We start from the raw sequence: 19,529 nt of genomic DNA, 5'->3' as shown, positions 1-19,529 counted from the left end.
AGGGAGCTCTACGTGTACCCAGGCCAAAGCAGCTCGAAGAAACACCCCGTCTCCCTTATCAAGAAATACAAATGGCCCGCCCTGTTGGCCACCGCGCTGGTTGTGTTTTCAGCCCTGATATTCTTCCTGATCAAGTCCTACACGGGCGACACCGCGACCTTCTTCGAGTCACGCGACTTCATCCGTCAGCTCAAACAAGCCGACGCCAACTGGAACGTGAAGATTCTCAGGAAAAAAATAGGCGTCAGCAACAACTTGTCACTCGCTCCACCAGCCGACGCGCAAAGCCGATGGGAGCAATTGGAGCAACTGAACAGTTCCGGTCCACTGGCTGCACTTTGGGCGTCGAGACGCAACGGTTACATGGACGCGGTCAGGAACAAGACCCTGTTGGTGGAACAGTTCGAGCAGCACAATGCCAGTCTGCGCGCCTCCCTGGATGCACTTCCGACGGTAGAGGATGAAATTCAGACACTGCTGCAACAGATGAAGGATGACGGAGAAATCGCTCGGCTGACGGCAGCCTCCAGCGTTCTCGACCTGGCGCTGACCACACTGGAATACGCGCTTTATGTCACCTCGGACAAAGCCAGCGAACTGCAAGAACAGCTAAGCGAACTCGAACATCGGATCGACCAGTTGCCCTCGCCCTATCGGCCGGCTTTCACCTCACTGACCCGGCACGTCAAGACCGTTATCCAGGAACAGCCAGTGGTCAACGATCTGCTGGATCGCATCAGCGTCATCCCCGTCGCCCAGGAACTGGACAGCATCAACGAGCTGCTCAACGAAACGCAGCGCAGGACGGCCGCGACCGATCGCAAATATCATATGTACCTGGCCATCTGCGCCAGTCTGATGGCGCTCTTGATGATCTACCTCGCCGTACGGCTGGTGCGCAGTTCTTCGCTCATCAACCAGATCAACCATGAGCTGCAAACGTCCAACGACAAGCTGGAGCAACGCGTGCAGGAGCGTACGCGTGAGTTGAAGGAGGCCGAGCGTGAGCTGGTGGACGCGGCGCGCATGGCAGGCATGGCCGAGATCGCCACGAACGTGTTGCACAACGTTGGCAACGTCCTCAACAGCGTCAACATCTCAGCGGAGCTGGTGACGCGCAAGTTGAAGAACAGCAAGACGCAAGGGCTGGGCAAAGCGGTAAGGATGATGAATGAACATGCCACGGACCTGGGTCAGTTCATCACCGAGGATGAAAAAGGCAGGTTGTTGCCCCGGTATTTCAATGAACTGGTGGATTCCATCGCCACCGAACAGGGGTTGCTGATTGAAGAACTCGCGCAACTGACCAAAAGCATCGACCATATCAAGGAGATCGTCACGACTCAGCAGACCTATGCCGGGGCTGCGCGGCTGATCGAGCCGCTGAATGTGGCCGACCTGTTCGAAGATGCATTGCGCATGAATTCGGGTGCGCTCAGCCGACACCAGGTCACCGTGATCAAGGATTATCAGGACATTCCGATGATCATGGGCGACAAGCATCGCCTGCTGCTGATCCTGATCAATCTGATCAGCAATGCCAAGGCCGCCATGTCCAACGTCGAGCCGCCAAGGGAAATGACCCTGGGGGTCCGCATCGTCGATCAGACAACGCTCTGCGTCAGCGTCAGGGATCGTGGCGAAGGGATCGCGCCTGAAAATCAGGCGAGGATCTTCAACCACGGATTCACCACCCGCAAGGATGGCCACGGTTTTGGCCTGCACAGCTGTGCCCTGGCGGCGGTGGAGATGAACGGTCGCCTGCAGGTTGAAAGCGACGGACCGGGGCAAGGCGCCCTGTTCACTTTGGAAATCCCGTTGGAACTGGCAATTTCCTGAGACAGGTTGACTTCGCGGCGAGCGTTTATTCCCGCCGCGAAGTCAACGGAACGTCTGTCTACCTGACGTTCGCGGACGCAGCGCTGCGGCGTCTCCTGGCGGGCAACGCGGCGGCATAGGCCAACGCTTCTTCGCGCGAGGCAAAGGAACCCAACCGGTCCGCCTGGGTGCAGACCCTCCAGGGCCCGCTGTTCACGCTGAGCACGTCATAGCCGTTGATGTGCATTTTGGTCAGCATCGCAGTACTCATGATCGTCACCTCCTCAAGAAAACGGGGTTACCGCGCCTACCTTACTCCCGGTGCGCCCATAAGGGCCAACCGAGCGTCGCCACGCTGGCTCGTCAATGCCCGTCAGTCAGGATCGCGCTTCCATAACCAATCCCACAGACCGGGCAGGCGCACCGGCTGGGTGGCGTCCTTGAGGGTCCGGGCCATCGCTGCGCGCTCTAGCGCCTGGCGATCGTCATAGAATGGTTTCGCGTAGGTCTTCAATCCGGTGGCCTGGGCGCTGTCGATCAGGATCTGCAGATACTCCCGCGCATGACGGGCGGTATAGCGGTTGAGGTCATGGAAGGTCACCACCACCGGAATCACTCCATCCACCGCAGGCAACTGCCCGGCGGCGATGCGCTCACGCACCTCCGAGAGCTGGCGTAGCAGGTTTATCCGCCGGCGAGGACTCAGGGTAATACCCCAGACCTTGCCATCGTTGGCGCTCAGGTCAGTCAGCAAAACATGCATGCCATGCCGTTGATAGGCGGCGAAGGTGCGCTGGTCATAGCTCCAGAATGGCGGCCGGACCAGGGTCGGGGGTGCCCCGGTAACCGCGGCGATGTCGGCTGCACCGTGGGTAAGCGAAAGCTCCAGTTCATCGGGATCCAGAGATCGATGGTTGGTGTGCCAATGGGTGGCCGTGTGAAAACCCAGGACATGCCCCTCGCGCTGCTCACGTTGCAGCACCGAACGACCGATGTCGCTGCCACCGGCCCGTGGCGCGCGCGTCTGGACAAAAAACAGCGCCTTGATTCCCGGCTGCACCGGGTTGTCTGCAAGGGCGTCGAGCACGTCCAGGCTCGGGTTCCAGAAGGATGAGGCGCTGGGACCGTCATCGAATGTCAGGAGGAAACGGATCGGCGGTTGGACGCGCAAGCGTTGCTCGGTTTGCGCGGTCAGCTCGATGGGCGAGCCGATGCATCCCGACAGGCCGTTGGCAAGCAGCACCACAAGCAGTGCCTTGGCGATCTTATTCATGTCCTGCCTTTATTCAGTGCCAAACCTGCGTCGCCTTCGATCCCTGGCACCGGTGTTGAAGCCCACCTTGGAGAAGGTTAACCGGGTTTGGTTCCTCACCATAAGCGCCTTCATTCACGGTGTGTGATACATCTCACGCGGCAGCGCTGCCCGCCCCGATTTTGACCGTCCGGAAATTCAATGGAATTTTCCGAACGCCTCCGTATCCATCCGTATAGGATCAATTAGGGAGGATTTATGGGCGGTCCATCGCTTTACATCATCGACTACGTGCTCCATGGCGAGCCCAAGTCTTTCATCATTCGTGCAGAAGTGATGAATAACTCCGAAGCTTGGCACTGGGCCAGTTGCGATGCGGGTGTCGGACGTATACCCAAATTCGGCAGGGAAAAGGTCAAGCGGGTCTCCAAACCCATGGCAGAAAAATATGGCATTACCGATGTGCGCTGGCGAGCTTCCGTCGCGCCGTCATGGGTCAGGGAGTCAGGCTGAAACAGACATGAACACGTCCGGCGTACCGATTGTCCAGTCGTGCGCCGGATATCGTCCGATCAGAAATATCTCAACTACGCTTAACTGCAGCATGGCCCGCCGTCACTGGCGGCTTTTGTGCTGCCCCATCCTGACCTTTAATGGAGGTGTGACATGTCTGAAAAAGAGTCCATCACCACCCTGCTGACCTTACTGGAATCGCGCCAGGCGCGGCTGACAGCCGCCTGCAAGGAAATTGCCGACTGGGTCGACCACCAGGGCGGGCATCCCGCCGCCGTACGAATCCGCGACCGACTCAATGATATCGAGAAGGACGCCCCCACGATCCAGAGCGCGCTGTCCTCATTGAAGCCCGCGGAACCGCCACTGCCGAAGTTCCGTTAGCCATCGCCCCAGGCAGGCCTCCCCTGTTCCACGGTTGCAAAACCAATGGAACGAGCACGTCTTTTGCGCCTCGATATCGTTAGGTATCGGTGCAAAATCGTCTTGAAAGGGAGAACATCATGAATGCCAAGGTCCTGCTTCTGATCGCCTGCGCCAGCCCTGCGACTGTCCTGGCGCAAGGTTGTGAAGTCACCACCCGGTCCCAGAGCCAAGCGGTGCCGGAAATCGAAACCCGCAGTTGTTATGAGTACCAGGGTGTTCCTGCCGAAGCCATCGGCTGGTCGTGCAGTAACGAAAGCAAGGGCACGCTCAGCACAGAGAAGAAACCCGTCGAACGCTGCGCCGAGGGTTATGTAGCCACCTGCCAGGCGAGGCTGACCCAGGAGGCCCTGGCCAATCCCCATTCCACCAGCAAGGACCGCAGTGGCAGCTCGGCGAATCTTCCGGACAATGCCCGGGTCACCCGGTACTACTACGGCGCAGAACAGCTTCAGCAAGCGAAAAAGGACTGCGAAACCACCGGCGGCGAATGGAAAAACCGTTGACCGGGGTGGCCCGCATGTCCCGATGTCAGCCCTTGCTGTGCTCGGGCGACGAAGGCGGATTCTTCATGCCTCGCGGCCCGGCCACACCCCAGATAATCAAGCCCAGCACCGGCAGGATGACCAGCAGCAGTGCCCAGCCTGCCTTGGTCCCGGCCGATTTGCCGCTGCGAAAGACGCTGACGATCGCCCACAGATCCAATAGCAACACGATTACCGCAACCGCGATCCAGAAATAACTGGCTAGTTCAGACATGGCCTTATCCTCTTGTCAGTCTATGGATTTAGGCATGACCGCTGCGGGACCGTTCAAAGAATCTGCCTGTTACCTGCGGAGAGAGGCGATGCAGCTACGAGCGTTCATTCAGATAGGCGACCCATTGCTCATAGGCCTCATGTTGGCGCCGGACGGCCTCATCCCAGGCAGTCCCGGACATTTGATGGACACAGATCAGCGCCATCATTTCTGAGGTCGCTGTGTCGAGCTCGACTAAAAGTTCGTGGGATTTGATTTTGAAGTCTTCAACGGTGGTCATCTCTTCTCGCTCCCCCATTACCGGGACCGGATCGTCCACCCAACATTGATACGTTTTTCCGGCGCTGATTCATTTTTTGCGATGACCGGTCGATGCCGCGCAACACCGATAGCCATTGGTGAAATAAACGCAGCCTTTCATGGCTGCCCACGGTCCCAGCGGTATGAGCCGAAATACTTTTTGAACGTGCGGATGACGCAAGGCTCAAATATTGCAGTTATATTGCAATTTAATGACAGTCAGTAATTGGGCAACGTTTATGAAGATTCGAGCGACCGTCATTTGCGAAGAGAACCGCCACATCCTCCTGGTCCGTAAGCCCAAAAGCCGCTGGGCCTTGCCTGGCGGCACCGTCGAGCGTGGCGAGACGCATGCCGATGCTGCCCTGAGAGAACTGGCGGAAGAAACCGGACTGAGCGCCGAAAACCTGCTCTACCTGATGCGGGTCAGCGATGGCGACACCGAACACCACGTCTTTGAGGCTTCGGTCAACGACTCGAAGGGCGCCAGGCCGCAGAATGAAATCAGCGACTGCCTGTGGCACCCCTTGGATGCCCTCGCCCAATTGCAGATGAAAAAGGGCATGCGGGAAATACTCGAGGCATTTCGGCGCAGGTTGTAAAAACCCGGCACAGCGGCCGGGTTTTGTGGAGCCCTTTGCAAACTACTTCGCCCCGCCATTCTGGCGGTTCGTCTGGGCGTCCTGATCGGAACCGGGGTTTCCCGGCGGTGGATTCCAGTCTTCCGGCCTCTCGCCAGTGCCCTGCTTTGGCTCGGATTCAGCTTGTTCAAGACCGGAATCATGACCTTTGCCAGTCTCAGGCGTCTTTTCATCAGGTCCCGGATATGGCGCTTCTGGACCGTTGTTGTCGATTACCATGATGTGTCTCCCGTTCTGAAGCGCAGGATCTGCGCATACCTGTGAGAGGATTCGCTCGGGGAGGAAGTGCTATGGCCTCGACGAGCGGACGAAAAACGGCTGATCGGCCTGATGCTGCTCACTTTCAATGGAAACGACAGACCCGTGGCGAGGGAGCTTGCTCCCGCTCGGCTGCGAAGCAGTCGTAAACCAGCAGATGCGGTGTGTCTGATGCTCGGTGTTCAGCAGGTTTTGGGGCCGCTTCGCGACCCAGCGGGAGCAAGCTCCCTCGCCACGGGTCTGTGGTGAACTTGGCTGGTACACGCCAAGCGCTTGCTGAGCTGATAGTGTGAAGTGGCATCGAGGAGATGGGCGGGGCGATCACGTTGATAATTCATCACCTGCACGGCCTTGGCCCAAGCGGCGCCCTCCCCTTACTGACACCTCACGATATCGCCGTCTGTGGCGCGGAAGCTTGAAAACTTCAGGGTGCGCGAGGTGCTACGGATCGGAACTAGCCGCAAGCCGGAATAGTTTGTTCCAGCACTTTTTTCAGAATGCCCATGAATGTTTTAACGCTCATCAGGCTATCGAAATCGCCGCTGGGAATCTCGTAGTTATCCGCTAAATCGCCGTTACGATCCACATTGAATCGGGATATCTCGCTCTCTTTGCCAGCAAGATTGGGAATGGTGACCACGACCTCGAGTCCTCCCCTGCCGTCGATTACAAGAGGGCTTATAAGCAACGAAAAAGGCTTACCCAACACCGATCCAACGAAGCCGCGCTGCTCAGGTAGATGATCGATAGTTACCAGTTGACCGTATTTACGATCCGCGAGATTCTTCCAGTGATCTAACCGATCAAGAAAGTTAGTTCTCGCATGAGTTATGTCTCTGGCAGCTTGCCCAAGGTAGCTGCCGAAACTGTCGGGGTCTTGCTGAAAATCCATTTTAAATCCTCCCGTTTAATTGTCTCGCTCGACTGAGCAAGAACGTAATCCCCCAACCCAAACAAAATTGCCACTGGGCGCAGCATCAGGCGGTTAGGGGCGCGGAACGTCCTCATCCACTCGCTCCCCGGTGCTCGTGTCGACAATGATAATGTCCCACCAGGTGTCACTGGGGGCGGTTGTAAGCTTGTATGAGCGACCAGCGACAAGATCAACATCTCGGAGCTTTCGATCCAAAGAACTGGCAGTGCCTACCCAATACCTGAGTTCCAGTCGATGCCTACCCGCAGTGAGTCGATATTCTGTTTGGGTAGCGAGTGCGAAATTGGTTTTCCTGCCGTCAACAGTGGCAATGAACAGTGACTTGTTGGTTAGGCCGATGCGCGCAACGTCAGAATCCGGCAACCCTTCAGCTGCTTTTTCGGTGTAGGAGATACAGCCACTGGTGGCAGTGACCATCAGGGCAATTGCTAAGACTCGTAATGCCCGTGCTTTTGACATCTCTGCATCCAGAACCATGTGGAATGAACGCAGCATTCAACCCCAAATCCAATCAAATTGCCATCACCGGTCACGGGAGGGCGGCGCCATCTCGACAACAAGCGCGAACTGAAACCTGATCGTGTCTTTGATGATCCGCCGGCGCCACTGAAAACAATCGAGCCGCTCCACTTAAGGCAGTACCTTTCCTGGCGGAAGGCTGCGCCGATCAGAGCGAACCGTGAGAAGGCTTTGCTCAGGGCGATATGGAACTTCGCCAGGGATAAAGGCGGTCGTTATGACCGAACGATTCATCCACAACCGGATAGGCAAAAAGGTATCGCCACCAAGTAATTGCGGACCATGGTCAAAATTGCGGACCAGAAACGAAAAAGGGCTTGCCTCAGCTTTCGCTCGCAAACCCTTGATCTTGAATGGTGCCCGAAGCCGGAATCGAACCGGCACGCCCTTACGAGCGGGGGATTTTAAGTCCCATGCGTCTACCAGTTTCGCCATTCGGGCGGTAGCGCGGTCAAGCCGTGTGGAACTGTCAAATGTGCATCTGACAGGATCCAGGCTAGTGCAACAGAGCGGGAAATATATACATCCCTCCCCTGTGAAGCAAGGTTGGCATCGGCCTTTTCAAGACAAAACCTTTCCTTGCCTGGAAATAAAAAAGCTCTGTAGATCAATAATCTACAGAGCTTTTAAAAGTGGAGGCCGAAGTCGGAATCGAACCGGCGTAGGTGGATTTGCAATCCACTGCATAACCATTTTGCTATTCGGCCTCAAGACGCCTGATGCACTACAAACCACATCAACCGCATACAAACTGTATCGGAGTCCAGCTCGCTTACAGCGCGCTATCTCCTTGAAAACATTGAAGTTTTTTACGCTCCGATGCATTCGATGGGCGCAATTATGTACTCATTTGCCCAGGCTGACAACCCCTTGATTTCAAAAAAAATTTACCTGACGGCCAGGCCAAAGCGGCTTTTCGACGGGGTAGCGCAACGAGCTGGACCCTTGTCTCCTGCTCATCGGGAAACCATCGATTTAAACGGAACAACCTCCTTCACCCTCGGTTCATTCGTTATGTCGTCCTTGAATCAGTAAAGGAGAACCATCATGACTGAACGCCCACAACTGGTGGCGAGCCGGGCTCCGGTGCCGACGCCTTCGCATCCCAATCTCGGCAAGCCGGAGCGGCTGATGTCGCTGGCGGCCGGTTCATTGTTGATCGCCAACGGCCTGCGCCAAGGCGGCCTCAAGGGCTGGCCTCAGGTATTGCTTGGCGCGTGTGCTGCCTGGCGTGCCTATTCCGGCACGTGCCGGGTAAAACGGGCGCTGACGCATAGTCCGTTCGAGCAGACCTTCGAACAGGATCGTGACTGGGGCGGCAGCAAGGTGATTTCCCGCAGCATCACGGTTGGCAAGCCCAGGGAGGAAGTGTTCGCGTTCTGTCGCGACCCCGCCAATCTGGGTGCGCTGATGCCTTGGATCGACGCCATCGAGCAGACCGGCGAACGCACTTATCGCTGGGTCGCCCATGGCCCGATGGACAAGACGTTGCACTGCGACCTCGAACAGTGCGAGCCCAAGGAAGACCGCAAGCTGCACTGGATCGCCGGGCCGGACACACGATTCAAGCACGATATCCAGATGCATTTCAGCGATGCCCCGGGCGGGCGCGGTACGCAGATCAAAGTCATTGTCGCTTGCCAGACGCCGCTCGGCGCGGCTGGCTACGCGCTGGCGGCGGCGATTTCCCGGTTCTCGGACAAAGCGTTGTTGAATGTGCTGCGCAGCATCAAGCAGCAGCTTGAAACCGGAGAAGTCAGCACGAACAGGATGCGCCCGGAACAGACGCAGGATTTTCTCTTCGTGCACCCTGCCACACGCGCGACTCAGGCACCCGCCAATGACTCATCCACTGCAAAATCCGAACTCAACGGAGGAACCGTCTGATGCGCGCATTGACTTGGCAAGGCCCCAACAAGCTTCAGGTCGAGACGGTCGCCGACCCCTCCATCCTAAACCCTCGTGACGCCATCGTGCGGGTGATTCTGTCCTCGGTGTGCGGCTCGGATCTGCACCTGCTGGGCGGTTACGTGCCGACCATGCAGGCCGGTGACATCATTGGTCACGAGTTCATGGGCGAGGTGGTGGAGACCGGCTCGGCCGTCACGCAATTCAAAAAGGGCGACCGGGTTGTCACGGTGTCGATTGTCGGCTGTGGAGAATGCGAGCACTGTCAGCGCTCGGACTTTTCCTGCTGTGACAATTCCAATCCGAACCCCACGGCGACAGACATTGCCTACGGCCAACCGGCGTGCGGCATCATCGGCTACAGCCATGCCTTCGGCGGTTATGCCGGCAGCCATGCGACCTATATCCGCGTGCCCTACGCCGACGTCAATCTGTTCAGCATTCCCGAAGGCGTCAGAGATGAGCAGGCAGTGTTTGTCTCCGACGCAGTGCCTACCGGCTATTTCGCCGCCGACAACGCCGACATTCAGCGCGGCGATACGGTAGCCGTCTGGGGCTGCGGCGGCGTCGGGCTGATGGCGATCACCAGCGCTTACCTGCTGGGCGCCGAACGGGTGATCGCCATCGACCGCTTTGCCGATCGCTTGCGCCTGGCCGAGGAAAAAGCCGGGGCCATCGCCCTCAACTACGAGACCACCGATGTGCATGCCGCCTTGCTGGAGCTGACCGGCGGTCGTGGGCCGGATCGCTGCATCGATTGCGTCGGCATGGAGGCCCACGGCACCGAGGTCGATTATTTCTACGACAAGACCAAGCAATTGCTGCGCCTGCACACCGAGCGCGGAACGGTGCTGCGCCAGTCGATCCGCGCCTGCCGCAAAGGCGGGACGGTGTCGGTGGTCGGGGTCTATGGCGGCTTGCTGGACAAATTCCCGATGGGCGCGATCGTCAACAAATCCCTGACCCTGCGTTCCGGCCAGCAACCGGGGCAGCGCTACGTGAAGCGCTTGTTCGAACACATCCAGAACGGTGAGCTGGACCCCTCCTACCTGCTGACCCATCCCATGGGGCTGGAGCAGTCGGTAGAGGGCTACGCGATGTTCAAGGAAAAACGCCAGGATTGTCTGCGGGCGGTATTTCGGCCGGAGTGAAGCTCGTGGCGAGGGAGCTTGCTCCCGCTCGGCTGCGCAGCAGTCGTAGATCGGCGGGCGCGGTTTGCCTGATGCACCGTGTCGGGCCATCTGGGGCCGCTGCGCAGCCCAGCGGGAGCAAGCTCCCTCGCCACGAGAGCGAGTGCGCGCCAGCGGCGGGATTGAGTGTCGGCGCATTTTCCCCTTGCCCCGATCGACGCAGTGGTGGATAAGACACAGCTTTGTCGCCCTGCGAATGTGTCCATGCCCCGTATAGGTCTCCACCAGACTTCCAGTGTTCGCCTGCTCGTCTTCCTGCTGTTCTCCATCCAGCTGGTTTCCATGGGCGCGATGGAAATGAGCGGGCCGTTCTGGCCTGTGCATTTGCGCCAGCTGACCAGCAACGACGCGCTGTTCAGCTTTGCCAGCACGGCGGTGTACGTCGGCCCGATGCTGGGCATCATCCTGACCAGTGCCTTCTGGGGCCGGATCGGTGATCGTTACGGCCACAAGCTGATGATGATTCGCGCGCTGGCGGGGCTCTCGTTGACCCAGCTCGGGCTGGCATTGAGCAGCGATATCTGGACGATCCTGGTCCTGCGTTTCCTGCAAGGCGCCTTTGCCGGTTATATCGCCCCGGCCCAGGCCTATGGGGTGAGCATCGAGGCACCGTCGCGGCGGGCCAGGCTGTTTGCGCTCCTGCAGATTTCCACGAACGTCGGTTCGTTGCTCGGGGCGGTGGTCGGCGGGCTGATTCTCGATCATGCGACGTTTTTCTGGATCAACATCGTGGCCTCGGGCCTCTGCGCCGTATGTACCGTCGTCGCGGCGCTGGCGTTGCCCAACGTGGCGCCAGTAAAAAAAGCACCGCTGGCAGGCAAGCCTCCCCTGCCGCCCAGGCTGTTCGACCCGGCAATCAACTGGCTGCTGGGCATCATGGGCCTGCTGCTGCTGGCGCGAATGCTGCCACAGACTTCGTTTTCCTTGTACGTGGGGACGACCTTCGAGGTCAGCAATGCCATGGTCGGGCTTTGCTACGGCTTGCTAGCCCTGGGCTTCATTCTTTGTGCGACGTCCTGGTCGCGCTACTTCGAACGGCGCAACCCGGCGCAAACGCTGCAGGCCATGGCGAGCATCGTCATCTGCCTGGTCATCGTCACCGCCGTGGCCGGCCTGACGCCCCAGCCGGTCGTCTTCGCCCTCGCCTATTTCATCTGGGGCCTGCTGCTGGGCGCAACCACGCCAGTGCTGACGGCGCTTATCTCCAGAAGCGTCGACAACAGTCGCCAAGGCCAGGTGCTGGGGTTGGCACAGGGCGTTTCACAGACGGCATCGATCATTGGCATCTCCCTTGGTGCATTGCTCAGTCAGGTGTATGGCCTGGAGCACATTTTCCTTTATGTCTGCCTCGCCTACGCAATCGCACTGGTGCCCTTGATGCTACTGCGCCACAAACCACTCGGAATCGCCGACAGGGCTGGCGAATAGCGACACAAACCTAAATTGCCCGCCTATCAACCTTGCGCGGCACTGAGCGCCTCCACTACTATTGGGAATAATTCTCACTATCAAAAAAATACAACAGCCATGAGCGATCCAGGGTCAGCGGTCAACGATTGTCACCTGCGCACCGTCGCAGACCTCTACAGCGGACACCATGGCTGGTTGTACGCCAGGCTTTATCGAAAACTGGGCAATGCGCTGGACGCCGCCGACCTGGCCCATGACACGTTCATTCGCATCCTCGCCTCGAAGGTGGCGGTGATCGAGGAACCGCGTGCGTACCTGAGCTGCGTCGCCGGGGGCATCCTGGTCAACTGGTTCCAGCGCAAGGCACTCGAACGCGCCTACCTCCAGGCACTGGCGGCATTGCCCGAGCCCGAGGCGCCATCGCCCGAACGACGCTTGCTGGTGCTCGAGACACTGCATGAAATCGACGCCATGCTCGACACCCTGCCGCCCCTGGTAAAGCGTGCGTTCCTGCTGTCGCAGATCAACGGCCTGAAATATGACGACATCGCCACGCAACTCGGCGTTTCGCTGATCACCGTCAAGCGCTACATGAAACAGGCTTTCCTGCACTGCCTGATGCTGGTGGACTGAATGCCTGCCCATGACCGCCACGCCCTCGACCCGGCCATTCTCAACGAAGCCGCCGATTGGCTGATGCGCCTGAGCGAAGGCAGCGTCAACGACGCCGAACGCCTGGAGTGGGAACGCTGGCGTACCAGCAGCCCGGCCCACCGCCAGGCCTGGGCGCGGGCCGAACTGCTGCTGAGCAAGCTGCAAGGCTTGCCGCCCGCGCTGGCGATGCCGGCGCTGGACCGCCCGAGCAATCCGGCGCGGCGTGCCGCCATGGGGAAGCTGGCCGCCCTGCTCGCCCTGGCGCCATTGGCCTGGGGCAGCTGGAAGCTCAACGACTGGCAACAGTGGACCGCCGATTACCGCGCTCCGGTGGGCGAGCGGCGCGACCTGACCCTGACCGACGGCACCCGCCTGACGTTGAACACCGACACCGCAATCGATGTGTTTTTCGACGAACACCAGCGCCTGCTGCTGTTGCGCCGAGGCGAAATACTGGTCCAGACCGCAGCGGACCCATCAGCGCTCGCCCGGCCGTTCCGGGTGCAGACCGACGAAGGCCGGATGCAGGCGCTCGGGACGCGCTTCAGCGTTCGCGAAGACACCGGCCATACTCGCCTCGTCGTGCTGGAAGGCGCGGTGCGCATCGAGGTCAAGGGCATCGGCGAGCAAGTGGTCGGGGCTGGCCAGAGCAGCGGTTTTACTGCCCGGGGCATCGACGCCCTGAAACCTGTCGACAAGTCGGTGCTGGCCTGGACTCAGGGCATGCTGATGGCGGACAACATGCGCCTGGCGGATTTCGTCAACGAACTGAGCCGTTATCGCAACGGCGTGCTGCGTTGCGACCCGGCGATCGCCAACCTACGGATATCCGGCGCCTTTCCCCTGAACGACAGCCGGCAGACCCTGAACATGCTCGCCCGAACCTACCCCATCCGCGTCACATCCCGCCTGGGCGATTACTGGGTGATGCTGGCGCCGGCTTGAGCCCTGAAAAAATAATCGGGCGGGGCTGATACTTTTTTCAATCCTGGCTGGCTTAGAGAGCAAACCCTCTGCACAGGATCATCCCGCCATGCCCGTTGCCCGCCCCCTGCGTTCGGATCGCAAGCTGAATCTGGCGATTCGCAGTGCCATGCTCAGCGTTGCACTTTCCACCTTGAGCCCGTGCACTTGGGCGGCACCGGGCGCGCCGCTGGACAACGTTGCCAGCCAGTCCTACAACATCCAGTCAGGTCCTTTGGGTGCCACGTTGTCGGCGTTCGCCGTGCAGGCCGGCATCGCATTATCGTTTGAACCCTCCCTGACCCAAGGCTTGAACAGCCCGGGCCTTTCAGGGCAGTTCACGGCGCGTGAAGCGTTTACCCGATTGCTGGCCGGCAGCGGCCTGGAACTGGTCGCCCGCGACGATGGCAGCTACACCCTGGAAAAATCCGCCGGCGACGGGGGGCTGGCCCTGGCGCCAACCACCATCAATGCCGCCGAGGTGCGCCCCGGGGATTTGCCGGCGACCTACAGCGGTGGCCAGGTGGCCCGTGGCGGCCGGGTTGGCCTGCTGGGGAACAAGGACCTGATGGACACGCCATTCAGCGTCAGCAACTACACCTCGACCCTAATGAAAGACCAACAGGCCGTAACCGCCGCCGACGTGCTGGAGCGCGACTCCTCGGTGCGCTCCACCGGCCAGACTGGCGGCATCGTCGATTCGTTCTTCATTCGCGGTTTCCCGGTGGGCGAAGGCAACCTGGGTGAGCTGGCGTTCGACGGCGTGTACGGCGTGGCGCCGAACTACCGGGTGTTCACCGAATATGCCGAGCGCATCGAGGTCATCAAGGGCCCGGCTGCCCTGTTGTACGGCATGTCGCCCAACAGCGGCGTCGGGGGCGTGATCAACATCGTGCCCAAGCGCTCGCTGGACCAGGACCTGACTCGCGTTACCGCCAGCTACGCCATGGACACCCAGGCAGGCGGGCATGTCGACATCAGCCGCCGCTTCGGCGAGGAACGCCGCTTCGGTGTGCGCATCAACGGCAGCCTGCAGGGTGGCGACACCGCGATCGACAAGCAGTCCCGGGATGTCGGCATCGGTGCGATCTCCCTGGATTACCAGGGCGACCGGTTCAGGACCAGCCTGGACCTGATCAGCCAGGAAGAACAGTGGGACGCACCCTCCCGGCCGTTTGCCATCGCCAGCGGTGTCGAGGTGCCTTCGGCGGCCAACGGGCGCAGCAACGTGACCCAGGAATGGGGCTGGTCCGAAACCCGCGATAAGTCGGCGCTGCTCAGTGGTGAATATGACCTGAGCGACAACCTGACGGTATTCGGCCACGCCGGGGGCGGCAAGTCCGATGTGGCACGACTGTCGGACCAGACCCCGACGATCCTCAACAGCGCCGGCGACACCCGCTCGATACCGGGCTACTACAAGTTCGAGGTGGAGCGTTACACCGTCGATGCCGGTGCCCGTGCCCGCTTCGAAACCGGTCCGGTCAGCCACAGCGCCACCTTGCAGGCCAGCCGCTATCGCGATGAATTGCGCCGGGGAATCAATTCTGGCGCCCCGGTCTTTTCGAATATCTATCACCCGGTGGCGCGCGACAAACCGTCCATCGCGTCGCCCGATGTGGCGAAGGTCTCGGATACCGAACTGTCCGGCGTGGCCCTGGCCGATACCTTGTCGATCCTCGATGAACGGGTCCAGGTAACGCTTGGCCTGCGCAAGCAGAGCATTGAATCAAACAACTACAACACTCTCGGGAATGTCACCAGCGCCTATGACGAAAGCGAAACCACGCCTTTGTTCGGCGCGGTGGTCAAGCCCTGGGAACATGTGTCGTTCTACTACAACTACATCGAAGGCCTGAGCAAGGGCGACACCGCGCCGGCCACTGCGAGCAACTCGGGCGAAATCTTCAAGCCCTACATCTCTCGCCAGCAGGAGGTCGGGGTAAAGGTCGACTACGGCACGTTCACCTCGACCCTGGCGCTGTTCCAGATCAAGAAGCCCGCCGGCGAATTGACCAACGGCACGGCCGGTGGCATGTATTCGGTCCAGGGCGAGCAGCGCAACCGCGGCATCGAACTGAACATGTTCGGCGAACTGCGCGAGGGTACGCGCCTGCTCGGTGGCGTCACCTTGCTCGACGGCGAACTCACCAAAAGCGGGACCGCCGCCAATCGCGGCAACAAACCGGTGGGCGTGCCCGAAGTGCAGGCCAACCTCTGGGCCGAATGGGACACCCCCTGGGTCCAGGGCCTGACGTTGACCAGTGGAGCGATCTACACCGGCAGCCAATACGTCAACCAGGCCAACACCCAAGAGCTCGATCCGTGGACACGCTTTGATGCCGGCGCCCGCTACAGCACGGTACTCGATGGCCGGCCGACCACGCTGCGCGCCACGGTGCAGAACGTATTCGACCGCGAATACTGGTCCGGCGTGGCCTCCTACGGCGCGTTCTCCCAAGGCGCGCCACGCACCCTGTTGCTTTCAGCGACGGTCGACTTCTGATTGCGCCTCGCCCCGAACAGCGCGTGCACCGCTGGCGGGGCGATCCCTGACAAGGTTCCAACCATGCAGATTCAATCTCTGACGCGCTCATCGCTAATCGCCTGGCTGCTGGGTGCTGCCGCCCTGTTGCTGAGCGGCCTTTGTTTTGCAGGCACATCGCCTGTCACCACAACCACCGTCACCGACTTGCTCGGCCGCCAGGTCCAGGTGCGCATTCCGGTGCAACGGGTCATCCTCGGCGAAGGTCGCCAGTTGTACCTCGTCGCGGCACTCGACACCGACAATCCGATCCGCCGCATCGTCGGCTGGCGCAAGGACCTGATCCAGTCCGACCCGGACACCTACGGCGCCTACCTGCGGCGGTATCCGGCAATTGCCCGGATTCCGACCTTCGGCGGTTTCGAAGACGGCACCTTCGACATCGAGCAAGCGATCAGCCAGCAACCGGACGTGATCGTCCTCAACATCGAGGCCCAGCACGCCACCGAAGACGCGCGCTACATCGAGAAACTCGATGCGCTGGGCATTCCGGTGGTCTACGTCGACTTTCGCAACAACCCGATGCAGAACACCGAACCGACCATGCGCCTGTTTGGCCAGCTGTTCGGCGAAGAGGCACGCGCCGAGGCGTTCATTGCCTTTCGCAACCAGCAGATCCGTCGCGTCACCGATGTGATCCAGGCCCGCCAGCCGCCCCGCCCGAAAGTGTTCATCGAACGCATCGGTGGCTACACCGACGATTGCTGCCTGAGTTTCGGCAACGAAAATTTCGGCCGTTTCGTCGAGCTGGCCGGGGGCCGCAACATTGCCAGCGCAATCATTCCCAACACCTTTGGCCAGTTGAACGCGGAACAGGTGATCGTCGCCAACCCGGAACAGGTGGTGGTCACCAGCGCCAACTGGGAGGCCTTTGCGCCGGGCGGGCACTGGGTCGGTGTCGGGCCCGGTGCCGATCTGGCCGAGGCGCGGCGCAAATTGCAGTGGTACACCGCCCGCCCGGCCTATGCCGGGATCAAGGCTCAGCAAACCCAGGGTTTTCATGCCATCTGGCACCAGTTCTACAACAGCCCCTACCAGTTTATCGCCATCCAGCAACTGGCCAAGTGGTTCCATCCGGAGCTGTTCACCGACCTGGACCCCGACGCGACGTTTCGCGAGTTCCACCAGCGCTTCTTGCCTGTGCCCTATGAGCCAGGCTATTTCGTCAGCCTCAAGCCCGCGCAGGCCCAACCATGAATGGCCGTATCGAGGGGATCGCCCTGGGCACGATTTACCGCGAGCAGGTCTGGCGCAAACGCTTGATCCTGCTCAGCCTGGCCCTGTTGCTGCTGTTCAGCGTGCTGCTCGACCTGGCCCTCGGCCCGGCCAGCTACAGCCTGGATGAAGTGCTGGGCGCGCTGTTCTCTCCCGATGCCGCGGCGCCCCAGGTGCGGGTGGTGATGTGGGATATCCGCCTGCCGGTGGCGCTGATGGCCGTGGCCGTGGGCGCCGCGTTGTCCCTGGCCGGCGCGCAGATGCAGACCATCCTCAACAACCCGCTGGCGAGCCCATTCACCTTGGGCATCTCGGCGGCAGCCAGTTTCGGCGCGGCCCTGGGCTTGGCATTCGGCGTGGCCCTGGTGCCGGTGATCGCCCAATACATGGTGCCGCTCAATGCCTTTATCATGGCGATGCTCTCGGCGCTGCTGATCCATGTCCTGAGCCTGCGCCGGGGCATGACCAGCGAAACCATCGTGCTGCTCGGTATCGCCCTGGTGTTCACCTTCAATGCGCTGTTGGCGCTGGTGCAGTTCTTCGCCACCGAGCAGGCCGTGGCCGCCGTGGTGTTCTGGACCATGGGCAGCCTGACCAAGGCCACCTGGCCGAAACTCGGCGTGATCTGCCTGGTAATCCTCGTCACCTTGCCGATTTTTGCCCGCCGCGCCTGGGCCATGACCGCCCTGCGCCTGGGGGATGAAAAAGCCGCGAGTTTCGGCATCAACGTGCGCAAATTGCGCTTGCAGACCCTGGTCATGGTCAGCCTGCTGGCCGCGTTTCCAGTGGCATTTGTCGGCACCATCGGCTTCATCGGCCTGGTGGGGCCGCACATCGCCAGGATGCTGATCGGCGAAGACCAGCGTTTCTTCCTGCCGGCCTCGCTGCTGACCGGCGCGCTGATCCTGTCGGCCAGTTCGGTGGTGAGCAAGACCCTGATACCCGGGGCGATCTTCCCGATCGGTGTGGTCACGTCGCTGATCGGCGTGCCGTTCTTCATTTCTCTCATTCTGGGCGGCAGGAAACAGTCATGGTGACGATCGAGCTGCAAGGTGTCGGCGCTCGTTATGGTCGTCGGTCGATACTGGACGGGATCACTACGCCGCTGCTCACGGGTGGCGAGGTCGTGGCGGTGGTGGGCCCCAACGCGGCCGGAAAATCGACCTTGTTCAAACGCATCGCCGGCCTCATCGACGGCCCCGGCCATATTCGCCTGGAAGGCTCGCTCCGGGGCCAGCAGGGCATTTGCTACATGCCGCAGAACCTCAACGCCAACGCCCGGCTGACGGTCTACGAATCGGTGCTGCTCGCGCGCAAACAGCAGGCGCCCGGGTGGACAGTACAAGCCGATGAGCTGGAAGTGGTGGACCGCATCCTCGCGTCCCTGGGCATCAGTGATTTGTCGTTTCGCAACCTCGGTGAACTGAGCGGTGGGCAACAGCAACTGGTGTCGATCGCCCAGACGCTGGTGCGCGAGCCCGAAGTCCTGTTGATGGACGAACCCACCAGCGCCCTGGACATGCACCGCCAGGTCCAGGTCCTGAGCTTCATGCGCGCCCTCGCCCGCCAACACTCGATCATCGTGTTCATTGCCATTCACGACCTGAACCAGGCGTTGCGCTTTGCCGACCAGGTGCTGGTCATCGCCGAGGGCACCCTGCAAGGCTGCGGTCGAAGTGAAGAAGTGATCACCGAGCAGATGCTGCGCAACGTGTATCGGGTCCAGGCCCGGATCGAACGCTGTTCAAGGGATCAGCGGCACATCATCGTGGACGACGTGGTTTGAGCGGTAGCGTGGCGAGGGAGCTTGCTCCCGCTCGGCTGCGCAGCAGTCGTAAATCGGCAGGTCCGGTTTGCCTGATACACCGTGTGCGGCAATTGGGGCCGCTGCGCAGCCCAGCGGGAGCAAGCTCCCTCGCCACGAGAGTGGGTGTGCACCCGTGTATCTTCGCAGCTTCGCCGCCGCTGTTTTTTGCAGGATCAAATTCGCTACAGTCGATCCGCGCTGGCAAATACAACGCGTCACCGTGGCGAGGGAGCTTGCTCCCGCTCGGCTGCGCAGCAGTCGTAGACCGGCGGGCGCGGTTTGCCTGATACACCGTGTGCGGCAATCTGGGGCCGCTGCGCAGCCCAGCGGGAGCAAGCTCCCTCACCACGAGAGCGGGTGTGCACCCGTGTATCTTCGCAGCTTCGCCGCCGCTGTTATTTGCAGGATCAAATTCGCTAC

General features: G+C 60.6%; 21 protein-coding genes and 2 tRNA genes. 14 read left to right on the top strand and 9 right to left on the bottom strand.

The annotated features are described in order from the left end of the window. Positions 1-12: 12 nt before the first annotated feature. Complete coding sequence (locus tag J3P94_RS12570; RefSeq protein ID WP_434573772.1) at positions 13-1,839, top strand: DAHL domain-containing protein; 1,827 nt, start codon at positions 13-15, stop codon at positions 1,837-1,839. A 58-nt stretch (positions 1,840-1,897) separates the two neighbouring features. Here J3P94_RS12570 and J3P94_RS12565 read toward each other — a convergent pair whose 3' ends face one another. Together J3P94_RS12565 and J3P94_RS12560 are read right to left on the bottom strand one after the other, a co-directional pair. Beyond that, positions 1,898-2,089, bottom strand: coding sequence for a DUF2188 domain-containing protein (locus J3P94_RS12565; RefSeq protein WP_305500606.1), 192 nt, complete (start codon positions 2,087-2,089; stop codon positions 1,898-1,900). Positions 2,090-2,191: 102 nt separating this feature from the next. Further along, positions 2,192-3,091: a polysaccharide deacetylase family protein gene (locus tag J3P94_RS12560; protein ID WP_434573770.1), complete on the bottom strand. Its 900-nt coding sequence runs from the start codon at positions 3,089-3,091 to the stop codon at positions 2,192-2,194. Positions 3,092-3,328: 237 nt separating this feature from the next. Here J3P94_RS12560 and J3P94_RS12555 point away from each other — a divergent pair, with 237 nt between their 5' ends. The 3 genes from J3P94_RS12555 (at position 3,329) to J3P94_RS12545 (ending at position 4,512) form a co-directional block, all read left to right on the top strand. Continuing rightward, positions 3,329-3,583 carry a DUF6555 family protein gene (locus J3P94_RS12555; RefSeq protein WP_305500602.1) on the top strand — a complete coding sequence of 85 codons (255 nt, stop codon included), beginning with the start codon at positions 3,329-3,331 and terminating at the stop codon, positions 3,581-3,583. A 153-nt stretch (positions 3,584-3,736) separates the two neighbouring features. After that, on the top strand, positions 3,737-3,967 hold the full coding sequence (locus tag J3P94_RS12550; RefSeq protein ID WP_305500600.1) for a hypothetical protein: 231 nt from the start codon (positions 3,737-3,739) through the stop codon (positions 3,965-3,967). A gap of 119 nt (positions 3,968-4,086) precedes the next feature. After that, the gene (locus tag J3P94_RS12545; RefSeq protein WP_434573769.1) at positions 4,087-4,512 is read left to right on the top strand and encodes a hypothetical protein; all 426 of its coding nucleotides are present in this window, start codon (positions 4,087-4,089) and stop codon (positions 4,510-4,512) included. Positions 4,513-4,537: 25 nt separating this feature from the next. Here the strand turns inward: J3P94_RS12545 and J3P94_RS12540 are convergent, their stop codons facing one another. Continuing rightward, entirely contained in the window at positions 4,538-4,765 is a 228-nt protein-coding gene (locus tag J3P94_RS12540; RefSeq protein WP_434573767.1) for a PLD nuclease N-terminal domain-containing protein, read from the bottom strand. A 94-nt stretch (positions 4,766-4,859) separates the two neighbouring features. Continuing rightward, a complete protein-coding gene (locus tag J3P94_RS12535) occupies positions 4,860-5,045 on the bottom strand; it encodes a hypothetical protein (protein WP_305500594.1) in 186 nt (61 codons plus the stop codon). Between the two features lie 259 nt (positions 5,046-5,304). On the opposite strand from J3P94_RS12535, the gene J3P94_RS12530 reads away from it, so the two are divergent. Further along, on the top strand, positions 5,305-5,667 hold the full coding sequence (locus J3P94_RS12530) for an NUDIX hydrolase (RefSeq protein WP_434573765.1): 363 nt from the start codon (positions 5,305-5,307) through the stop codon (positions 5,665-5,667). 42 nt (positions 5,668-5,709) lie between these two features. Here the strand turns inward: J3P94_RS12530 and J3P94_RS12525 are convergent, their stop codons facing one another. The 5 genes from J3P94_RS12525 to J3P94_RS12505 all read right to left on the bottom strand — a co-directional run bounded on the left by J3P94_RS12525 (position 5,710) and on the right by J3P94_RS12505 (position 8,124). After that, on the bottom strand, positions 5,710-5,925 hold the full coding sequence (locus J3P94_RS12525; protein ID WP_434573763.1) for a hypothetical protein: 216 nt from the start codon (positions 5,923-5,925) through the stop codon (positions 5,710-5,712). Between the two features lie 493 nt (positions 5,926-6,418). After that, entirely contained in the window at positions 6,419-6,856 is a 438-nt protein-coding gene (locus tag J3P94_RS12520) for a hypothetical protein (RefSeq protein ID WP_434573762.1), read from the bottom strand. Positions 6,857-6,949: 93 nt separating this feature from the next. Then, positions 6,950-7,393, bottom strand: coding sequence for a hypothetical protein (locus J3P94_RS12515; protein ID WP_434573760.1), 444 nt, complete (start codon positions 7,391-7,393; stop codon positions 6,950-6,952). A 378-nt stretch (positions 7,394-7,771) separates the two neighbouring features. Beyond that, positions 7,772-7,858: transfer RNA gene (locus tag J3P94_RS12510), tRNA-Leu, on the bottom strand. A gap of 192 nt (positions 7,859-8,050) precedes the next feature. Then, positions 8,051-8,124, bottom strand: a tRNA-Cys gene (locus tag J3P94_RS12505). A 340-nt stretch (positions 8,125-8,464) separates the two neighbouring features. Here J3P94_RS12505 and J3P94_RS12500 point away from each other — a divergent pair. The 9 genes from J3P94_RS12500 (at position 8,465) to J3P94_RS12460 (ending at position 19,088) form a co-directional block, all read left to right on the top strand. Beyond that, on the top strand, positions 8,465-9,304 hold the full coding sequence (locus J3P94_RS12500; RefSeq protein WP_434573758.1) for an SRPBCC family protein: 840 nt from the start codon (positions 8,465-8,467) through the stop codon (positions 9,302-9,304). Then, the gene (locus J3P94_RS12495; protein WP_434573756.1) at positions 9,304-10,476 is read left to right on the top strand and encodes a zinc-dependent alcohol dehydrogenase; all 1,173 of its coding nucleotides are present in this window, start codon (positions 9,304-9,306) and stop codon (positions 10,474-10,476) included. The genes J3P94_RS12500 and J3P94_RS12495 overlap by 1 nt, the downstream gene beginning before the upstream one ends. Before the next feature lie 243 nt (positions 10,477-10,719). After that, positions 10,720-11,943, top strand: a complete 1,224-nt coding sequence (locus tag J3P94_RS12490; RefSeq protein ID WP_434573755.1) for an MFS transporter — start codon at positions 10,720-10,722, stop codon at positions 11,941-11,943. A gap of 99 nt (positions 11,944-12,042) precedes the next feature. Further along, positions 12,043-12,558 (top strand): sigma-70 family RNA polymerase sigma factor, encoded by a 516-nt coding sequence (locus tag J3P94_RS12485; protein ID WP_434573754.1) that lies wholly within the window; start codon positions 12,043-12,045, stop codon positions 12,556-12,558. Then, a complete protein-coding gene (locus tag J3P94_RS12480) occupies positions 12,559-13,524 on the top strand; it encodes a FecR domain-containing protein (protein WP_434573752.1) in 966 nt (321 codons plus the stop codon). Positions 13,525-13,612: 88 nt separating this feature from the next. Continuing rightward, positions 13,613-16,048: a TonB-dependent siderophore receptor gene (locus J3P94_RS12475; RefSeq protein WP_434573751.1), complete on the top strand. Its 2,436-nt coding sequence runs from the start codon at positions 13,613-13,615 to the stop codon at positions 16,046-16,048. A gap of 63 nt (positions 16,049-16,111) precedes the next feature. Then, positions 16,112-17,284: an ABC transporter substrate-binding protein gene (locus J3P94_RS12470; protein ID WP_434573749.1), complete on the top strand. Its 1,173-nt coding sequence runs from the start codon at positions 16,112-16,114 to the stop codon at positions 17,282-17,284. Further along, positions 17,281-18,339: a FecCD family ABC transporter permease gene (locus J3P94_RS12465; RefSeq protein WP_434573748.1), complete on the top strand. Its 1,059-nt coding sequence runs from the start codon at positions 17,281-17,283 to the stop codon at positions 18,337-18,339. Before J3P94_RS12470 ends, J3P94_RS12465 begins: the two co-directional genes overlap by 4 nt. Further along, positions 18,333-19,088, top strand: a complete 756-nt coding sequence (locus J3P94_RS12460) for an ABC transporter ATP-binding protein (protein ID WP_434573746.1) — start codon at positions 18,333-18,335, stop codon at positions 19,086-19,088. Before J3P94_RS12465 ends, J3P94_RS12460 begins: the two co-directional genes overlap by 7 nt. Positions 19,089-19,529 lie beyond the last annotated feature (441 nt).

Origin of the sequence: Pseudomonas sp. Z3-8, assembly GCF_051131975.1 — a bacterium.
GTDB lineage: Bacteria > Pseudomonadota > Gammaproteobacteria > Pseudomonadales > Pseudomonadaceae > Aquipseudomonas.
Note: the sequence above shows the minus strand (reverse complement) of the source record. Positions and strands in the feature narration are given on the sequence as shown.

Bases quoted from the DNA above. Each gene is read 5' to 3' on its own strand.
- J3P94_RS12480 (WP_434573752.1), top strand. From the start codon at position 12,559: ATGCCTGCCCATGACCGCCACGCCCTCGACCCGGCCATTCTCAACGAA.
- J3P94_RS12500 (WP_434573758.1), top strand. From the start codon at position 8,465: ATGACTGAACGCCCACAACTGGTGGCGAGCCGGGCTCCGGTGCCGACG.
- J3P94_RS12530 (WP_434573765.1), top strand. From the start codon at position 5,305: ATGAAGATTCGAGCGACCGTCATTTGCGAAGAGAACCGCCACATCCTC.
- J3P94_RS12485 (WP_434573754.1), top strand. From the start codon at position 12,043: ATGAGCGATCCAGGGTCAGCGGTCAACGATTGTCACCTGCGCACCGTC.
- J3P94_RS12550 (WP_305500600.1), top strand. From the start codon at position 3,737: ATGTCTGAAAAAGAGTCCATCACCACCCTGCTGACCTTACTGGAATCG.
- J3P94_RS12490 (WP_434573755.1), top strand. From the start codon at position 10,720: ATGCCCCGTATAGGTCTCCACCAGACTTCCAGTGTTCGCCTGCTCGTC.
- J3P94_RS12460 (WP_434573746.1), top strand. From the start codon at position 18,333: ATGGTGACGATCGAGCTGCAAGGTGTCGGCGCTCGTTATGGTCGTCGG.
- J3P94_RS12515 (WP_434573760.1), bottom strand. From the start codon at position 7,393: ATGCTGCGTTCATTCCACATGGTTCTGGATGCAGAGATGTCAAAAGCA.
- J3P94_RS12495 (WP_434573756.1), top strand. From the start codon at position 9,304: ATGCGCGCATTGACTTGGCAAGGCCCCAACAAGCTTCAGGTCGAGACG.
- J3P94_RS12470 (WP_434573749.1), top strand. From the start codon at position 16,112: ATGCAGATTCAATCTCTGACGCGCTCATCGCTAATCGCCTGGCTGCTG.
- J3P94_RS12545 (WP_434573769.1), top strand. From the start codon at position 4,087: ATGAATGCCAAGGTCCTGCTTCTGATCGCCTGCGCCAGCCCTGCGACT.
- J3P94_RS12565 (WP_305500606.1), bottom strand. From the start codon at position 2,089: ATGAGTACTGCGATGCTGACCAAAATGCACATCAACGGCTATGACGTG.
- J3P94_RS12520 (WP_434573762.1), bottom strand. From the start codon at position 6,856: ATGGATTTTCAGCAAGACCCCGACAGTTTCGGCAGCTACCTTGGGCAA.
- J3P94_RS12555 (WP_305500602.1), top strand. From the start codon at position 3,329: ATGGGCGGTCCATCGCTTTACATCATCGACTACGTGCTCCATGGCGAG.
- J3P94_RS12525 (WP_434573763.1), bottom strand. From the start codon at position 5,925: ATGGTAATCGACAACAACGGTCCAGAAGCGCCATATCCGGGACCTGAT.
- J3P94_RS12560 (WP_434573770.1), bottom strand. From the start codon at position 3,091: ATGAATAAGATCGCCAAGGCACTGCTTGTGGTGCTGCTTGCCAACGGC.
- J3P94_RS12475 (WP_434573751.1), top strand. From the start codon at position 13,613: ATGCCCGTTGCCCGCCCCCTGCGTTCGGATCGCAAGCTGAATCTGGCG.
- J3P94_RS12535 (WP_305500594.1), bottom strand. From the start codon at position 5,045: ATGACCACCGTTGAAGACTTCAAAATCAAATCCCACGAACTTTTAGTC.
- J3P94_RS12540 (WP_434573767.1), bottom strand. From the start codon at position 4,765: ATGTCTGAACTAGCCAGTTATTTCTGGATCGCGGTTGCGGTAATCGTG.
- J3P94_RS12465 (WP_434573748.1), top strand. From the start codon at position 17,281: ATGAATGGCCGTATCGAGGGGATCGCCCTGGGCACGATTTACCGCGAG.